Genomic DNA, 7,181 nt, shown 5'->3' with positions numbered 1-7,181 from the left:
ACCACTTACCCAAGTTACGCCTTAAATTTGGCTCAATTAGGGGCGCTTTGCATTTCAAATCTTTGTGCAACAAAGCCTTTTTCAATTATCTTTTTAATCACATCCATAGTATCTGGCGGTAACGGCTTTCCGCCTAGAAATTCAGAATATTCTATTTTGTAATATATACCTTTATAAGCGACATTAATAATATTATCTTTTTTTAGCCTCTTCAAAACTTTATACACATTATCTTTACTACAAGAATAAATCAGATCATTAATAACAAAAACATGACCAGCTTTCATTTTCTGTATTTGTAAAAATATTTTTTCCACTCTTAATAAATCCCTTTTGAATATTGCAGTTAAAAACAATTTATCACTAAATATTTTTATTTAAATATTTTTTAAAATAGATACCAACTTAATTTCAGTCCATCTTTAATTCACTTAGAGGCCCTAACCTATTCACATTTTCTTGCATGAGAGCAATTTGATTGATGTATATGTGCCTATACAAATCCCTAATGAGCAAAGGCTGAGCAGTATCAGTAGAAAGGTCATGACTACTATGAATCTGTTCAAAAAATTTACTAGGGTTATTGTCCAGATGATTCCGGGTGATTTCTCTCCAGCATTCAGGAATCAAGATAGACATTGTTCTACGCTTAAGGAAATGGGCAGCAATGTTCAAACCGAACGGGTCAAAGTCACCATAAAAGGAAATTTCTGTATGGTCAGGAAGTTTGGCCAGCAATTCAAACACCTGACGTGCATTTTGCCCCTGACCACGATATAAAAATAAACTGTCTTGCCATGCTTCAGGTAGCTGTTCATACCAATCAAACAGTCTGGTCAGCATTGTTCCATTTTCAACGATAATCAATTTTTCAATTTTATTGAAGATTAATTCATTGGCATGAACTGTAGGAACTAAGCCCTTATAACCGATGACTACATCCCCCTGTTTTAATGGCAATTTTGCATACACTGATGCAAATACAAGTTGATCGCCGAATACAGAATATCCCCCAGACTTTTCATCTTTCAAAAAGTTTAACAAGTCCATACGATCAGATTCTAAATTAAGAGACTGTTCAGGAGCGACCTTAACCTGTTTTGCATAGATACAGCATTCCAAATATTCCAGTTCTTTAGAGGTAAGGTGAAGCTCCTTACCGTGAACCGTACCAATCTGATAATCCTGATGAACTTTTTGCCAGGTTTTATTGAAAGCCATAGACCGTTTTTTTAATTGCAACGCCGTCTGAATGACGGAGAGTTCGCGTAAGCCAAAAGTCATTAAGTTCTCCTATCACGCAACCTGTTGCAATTTATCAGTTCGAGAAATGATGACATCAGATACACAACTATTTCCATCAAATATAGGATCTATCGTTTCGATAAATTGCATGTTCAATTTATTTTTGAAATGGTTTCTATAGTGGCTGGTTAAGGCGATCAGCCAAAAATCGATATCGCATCCTGGCATTAGCAGTTCATATGTTTCAACACCACTCAATTGCTGATGTTTGCCCCCATCCACAAGCAATGCTTCAAAGAAATTACTCATAGCAATCTCTAAAGCAGTTAAGGGCTGCTCAACAACCTCATTTCCTTCTTTAACATCTGGCAGATTTTCTCGATCTTTATTCTGATCTATCCGTTTTTCACGCTTGGTAAAGGCTTTTGAGCCAAGTTCACGCAGCGTTTCCTGTTCTTCCTCAGCATCCAGATCTGCATAGCTAATCAATTCACTGCGTGGCACACGATAAAAGACTTCTGATGCCGTCGTCTCATCAAATTCTAAATTTAATGCAGATTTTCCTTTTAAAAAGCGGTAGAAAGCATCCACCATGTTGCTTTTTTTCTGCGAAGATAATTCCTGTTTCCAATCAAACAACTGCTTGTTTAATTTAGAAGCACTGTATTTCACCTCTTTACTACAGATAATGAATACTGGGATCAGCTTAGTTACCACCAAACTTTCAAGATCTTTATCTGAAGCACCAAGCTCAAGCATTGCGTTGGTTGAAAGTGCGCCCATCACTTCAGTCAGTGAACTTAAAATCCTGATGGTTTTTTCAATGCGTTGAATACGGACCTCAAGATTGTTAAACAATGCCAGATCTTGAAGTGCCTGAGTGGAGAAATCATAGCAGCTCTCAAAAATAGTATTGGCTAATTCAACAATAGCTTCACTAATTTCATCCTTATAAATTTCAGCATCTTCTACACTTTTGAGTTTGGTTGTTTCAAATTCACTGATATTGGCACGAATGTCTGAAATAAGTTTGTGAATCTGTTTAGAGCTGTCAGTAACCCTACGTTTTTTCTCATAATAGGTTACGAATGAAATCACGTGGTTGTATAAGTTAAAGCCATTTTTTTCAGTGTTGAAATAGCCAAGTTCGGCTTTATTCAATACTTTGATTAAATACTCATTGTCATCAGTTACAGGCACAATTGCGTTGTTAAATACAATCGCATTACCGATATTATCAATGTAGTTGTTGAGCGCTTTCGCCGCTTTGGCTGCCGGATATTCCAACTCACTCATATCAGCTCGCCCTGTTCCAGTTCAGGCATTTCATCGTAATTGATACCATTAAAGGTACAGATGTATTCCAGCTCATCATAAAAGACGGACCACTTTGCTGTCGCAATATAAGTCGTGCCAGTGTTGCCGGTTGGATGTAAATATTGATTGCTGACAAGGTATTGAAGCACAGAGCTAATCTGCTCTTTAGGAGAGGTGGATGCCTTACCTAATTTAATGACCAACTCCTTAAGTTGTGACATAATCAGTGGAGATCGTTCAACCTCAGTGATGAGTTCACCATAAGTCACTGTATCCCCGCATTGCATAATACGGCTATTGTCTTTGATTGAACGGCATAAGCGAAGCCAATCATTTAAGGGCTCCATTTTCGAAACAATTTCGCTGAACTGTTTTCTCAGGAGTTCACGGGTTTCTTTGTTCTTCCGACTTTCACTAAAGACACAGTAAAACCCATAATTATCTTTGGTACGGATGCACTTTTTTCCCATCCAATCGAGATAATTATTTATTTCCTCCAAGACCAGATCATCTTGGAGCTTGTGGTAGAGATCTTTGTGGACATGCTCATCGATAATTCCCCCAGAAATTAAAACATTTACAATGTTAGAAAAAATTGATTTAGCAATTTGCATAATAGGTCCCCACTAGGCTAAAAGCGGATTAGGTTTTTCGTTCTTCTGGGTTTTAAACTTGCGTATACCGAAGTTTCGGTCGATATCATTCTTATGCACAAAACTTTCACTTAATTCACTGGATAAGTTCGGCTGAGCGCAGACCAGATAAATATTCTGCTTATGCATCAACTCGAATAATCGTATTGTATTTTGTGAATCAAACTGGCCGATTTCATCGAGTGGTACATGGATAACTGTATTGATATCTGGACATAGTTTTCGTGTTAAAGCCGTAAAGATAATAATGACAATTAATCGTGACAAGCCAGTACTACTGCCGGAAAGCAAATCAGAATCATTGTTCACATAGACCTTGCGGTTATTTTCTTCATAGCTAATCCGCAGTTTGACTAAAGAGCGAATATCGTCAGTCTGAACATTCGACTTTTCTAATGCTTTAACAGCTGATTCAAATGACCGTATTAACTTCTCACTCGGTAGTATGAGCTGAGATGATTCCTGGATCGATTCTTCATCCAGATCTTTTTCAAAGCGATCCAACTGTTCATAGACATTGAGGCCATCAAGTACAGAGAGCAATTCAATCTGAATATTCCCTAATGCTGTGAATGGATTGGTTGTATTGGTTTGCTCCGTAAGGTCGTTAGATATCGCCTTCAGCTTGCGGCGGAATTTAGCCAAAGATTGCCCATAATTACGTAAATCATAAGCAGCCAGTTTAAAACTGTTGATCGTAAGGTTTTCTTTTGTAGGGATATCCACCAACAGCATATTTTCGATTTCTTTCATACCGTAAAGATCATATGTGGTGGTGTTCACATTACCTAACAGCGCCATACGGTTTTCCCACTGCTTGTAGAGCTCGAAATCAGTATTCTGGCGTAGAATGCTGAGTACGGTATTGAGGGATTGCTTCAACTCCTTGAGCTGTTCTTTCTGACGATTGAGATGATCCTCCGTATTGCGGTAAAACCATTCAAAACTAACCGGCTCAGCAACCTCAAGCTGTTCAATCTGCGGGATACCTTCCAGTACTGAATTAACACGGTTTCTTAAAGAGGCTATCTTGGTGTTTTCCTCTTCAACCTGCTGAAGATTGCGTTCAATAAGATTAACTTCATGACGTGAATGTTCTTTGAGTTTTTCGATTTTGATAGTCAGTTTGTCAAAGTTTTGTCTGAAGGCATAAATTTCTTGTTCGAGATTGCCGATTAAGCTGCAGATACCCGTTTTACGTGAATATTCCTGCTCAAACCAAACCTTGTACTGCATCAAGATGGTTTCATAATCTTTCACAATATGGCATTTATGGTTCAGTTGTTTTAGCTGATCCTGTGCCTTTTGATAAACTGCAGTATCCAAGCCTTTTTGTTGTAATTCACTATTACGCAGAGATTCCAGATCTATGATTTTATTATTATATTTCTGAACAACAGACTTGGATCTTTCATCCAGCATGGCCTTGCGTTCTAATTGTTCTTTGATTTTGAAATCATAACTCTGCTGAATTTGGTTTTTTTCGTTGCCAAAACGATCATGAATCATTTGGCGTTCCACATTTAATTGTTCATTAAATAGATTTAGTCGCTGACGAGCTTGATCACGTTGTCCCTCGGCTAATTTTCTCCGCTCTGCCACATTCATCTGAACAGTTTGCTTATACTGCTCAAATATACGCTGGGTACTATCAAATGTGTCTCGGGACTGACGCAGTTCATTCTGCAGCTTGATGAGGTTCAGCTCAAAGTCCTGAACTGCTTTGGCAGATGCGGCCACTGCTTTTTCACTGCTAGTGTATTTCTCTTTGGCATCTTGCAGAATGCTAATCGCCTGTGCAAGGCGTTGCTCTAATTCATTGAGTGACTCGGCTTCAACTGGCAGCTCCAGTTTAGAAGTATCAAGATGCAGGCCATAAAAGCCACCAGTTCCAGTTTGCTGTTCTGAATCCCAGTAAGGCTTTAACCCGGTATGCAAAAATAATTTGGGATTAATCAGTTTGGCAATGTTGTGTTTCCAGTTGTCATCGGGACACTGTTTCAGGAAGCTCAGTAATGTATTTTTCTGATACAGGATATCTCTTAACTGATGTTCTGTTTGCGTGGATTTATCTAAATGGCGTTTGGCTGTATCAAGATCTGTCTTGGCTCGAGTGTTCTCACTTTTTAGGCGCAATAAATGAGTGTTCGCCGCGTTGAGTTGTTGCTCCTTGTCCCGCATGGTCTTTTGGAGTGCTTGAAGATTCAGCTGGTACTCTTCAATTTGCTGTTGTTCTTCCTGTGTATGGTTTACTGCTTCAGCAATCAAATTATTGCAATGATCAACCTCATCTTCATAAATTTTGCGCTCTTCCAGTTTACTTTGCTCGAAAGCATTGAGCTCATTCTTTTCAGCCAAAGCCAGTTGATCTACAGCATGAGACCTATCCTGTTGCAAATTGTGTAGTAAATTAGAAACCTCATTCTTACCTTCATGAATAGCAGCTAAATCCCGGTCTTTTTCTTCCAAGGCATTATTTTTAAGTTTTTCAAATTTATGAACAATTTCTTTCAGGTTCTTCTCTAATTCATCCACATAACGGCGGGCATCTTCAGCTTCCTGCTTGTACTTGGCAAGATTATTGAATTCTTCCTGCTTTTTCAGAATATCCTGATTCTTATAATTTTTCTCATTTTCCTCTATAGAGGCCAAAGCATGTTGTAAGCCTTCCAACTCACCTTTTGCACGTGATTCATTTGAGCTATTCGCAATAATCTCATTTTCAATCACCTTTAATTCAGCTCTAGCATGCTCAATAGCTTGGCTTCTCTGATAACGAAGCTGTGCGATTGTCGTATTATTGATCTCTAGTTTTTTGATTGCCTGACCTCGATAAGCCTCCAGTAAAGCGTAAGTCTGCATTAAGGCGCGTCGTTGCTCGATCCCCAGTTGCAGTTTTGGCTTTTCCTTATCGAATTCCCGTAATGTCTGAATATCCGAAATGAGGCTGGAAGAATTCAGCGTATTTGAGCGCTGATTCATCATCTGCTCATTTTCTAAAAAAGCATCGACCAACATGAGCTTGAAGTTATCTAACAAGTTGGTTTTATTCAAGGTGATCTGGGTGGATGCCCCGATATGCTTTAATTCATGGCCTTTGCCGCTAAGAGAGAAAATAGAAGCAAGATCCCTCAGTTTGAAATCACGATTCAGACGTTTTTTATCATTAGTTAGAACCGCTACATAATCCAGACTATTGTCGATCTGTTTACTGACGTAATAACCTTTCATTTCAATTTCTTGCAACAGACTTTTTACAGTCTGGTGTTCCTTATGGAATTCTATAGAAGATTTTGAAAAAACAGTCTCAGATGCGCTGCCTTGAATAAAGCGATAGCATTGTTTATCCTGATTACGGTAAAAAACCGCACAGCACAGCCCCATCGGTGTATTGTATTCAAACACAATCATGCTACGTGGATTTGGAAGGTAATAATCTGTAAAACTGAGTTTATTGGCAGAACGATCCATTAATCGATCAGGCCGAGCCCCAAAAAATATTGGGATTAAATTTAAGGTGGATGTTTTTCCTGCGCCGTTTGCACCCGTTAAATTAGAATTCCCCTCACCCAATTCAATTTTTGTAGAATTATTTGGTAAGTATGAATCATAGAGATAAATGTTTTTTAAGCCATTCAATTCATGCAAGTCATTCATTTAACGTTATCCCCAGAAGGATTATTCAATATTGCTTAGGGCAATCTACCCTTTTATCTTATTAAAGTACCCAATGATTTTTTTCAAACCTAGTAATACATTTTGCCACATGCATTATTGGATAATCTTAGAAGATAGTATCAAAAAATTTAATAGATTTAGGGACTAATGCTTGAGATAACCAATTACTAAGCCAACAAACCTTACATTTTTTAGCATGAATTTAGGGGGAGTGCCTAAGGGAATCGTGTCAAAAAAAATGTAACACCTAGCAATACAAATCTCTTGAAGTGAGGACGGAAACTTAAA

Annotated in this window: 5 protein-coding genes; all 5 read right to left on the bottom strand. The window is 38.1% G+C overall.

Translation table 11 applies throughout. From position 1 onward, the window contains the following. Positions 1-32 precede the first annotated feature (32 nt). Positions 33-317, bottom strand: a complete 285-nt coding sequence (locus tag HX005_RS18240) for a DUF6088 family protein (protein ID WP_286378441.1) — start codon at positions 315-317, stop codon at positions 33-35. A gap of 94 nt (positions 318-411) precedes the next feature. Next, on the bottom strand, positions 412-1,284 hold the full coding sequence (locus HX005_RS18235; RefSeq protein WP_286378440.1) for a DUF7281 domain-containing protein: 873 nt from the start codon (positions 1,282-1,284) through the stop codon (positions 412-414). Between the two features lie 12 nt (positions 1,285-1,296). Then, positions 1,297-2,541, bottom strand: coding sequence for a hypothetical protein (locus tag HX005_RS18230; RefSeq protein WP_286378439.1), 1,245 nt, complete (start codon positions 2,539-2,541; stop codon positions 1,297-1,299). Further along, on the bottom strand, positions 2,538-3,176 hold the full coding sequence (locus HX005_RS18225) for a hypothetical protein (protein WP_286378438.1): 639 nt from the start codon (positions 3,174-3,176) through the stop codon (positions 2,538-2,540). The genes HX005_RS18230 and HX005_RS18225 overlap by 4 nt, the downstream gene beginning before the upstream one ends. A 12-nt stretch (positions 3,177-3,188) precedes the next feature. Then, positions 3,189-6,872, bottom strand: coding sequence for an ATP-binding protein (locus HX005_RS18220; RefSeq protein WP_286378437.1), 3,684 nt, complete (start codon positions 6,870-6,872; stop codon positions 3,189-3,191). Positions 6,873-7,181: the final 309 nt, after the last annotated feature.

Source organism: Acinetobacter sp. R933-2 (assembly GCF_030325485.1).
In the GTDB taxonomy this organism is placed as follows: domain Bacteria; phylum Pseudomonadota; class Gammaproteobacteria; order Pseudomonadales; family Moraxellaceae; genus Acinetobacter; species Acinetobacter sichuanensis.
Note: the sequence above shows the minus strand (reverse complement) of the source record. Positions and strands in the feature narration are given on the sequence as shown.

Bases quoted from the DNA above. Each gene is read 5' to 3' on its own strand.
- HX005_RS18235 (WP_286378440.1), bottom strand. From the start codon at position 1,284: ATGACTTTTGGCTTACGCGAACTCTCCGTCATTCAGACGGCGTTGCAA.
- HX005_RS18225 (WP_286378438.1), bottom strand. From the start codon at position 3,176: ATGCAAATTGCTAAATCAATTTTTTCTAACATTGTAAATGTTTTAATT.
- HX005_RS18230 (WP_286378439.1), bottom strand. From the start codon at position 2,541: ATGAGTGAGTTGGAATATCCGGCAGCCAAAGCGGCGAAAGCGCTCAAC.
- HX005_RS18220 (WP_286378437.1), bottom strand. From the start codon at position 6,872: ATGAATGACTTGCATGAATTGAATGGCTTAAAAAACATTTATCTCTAT.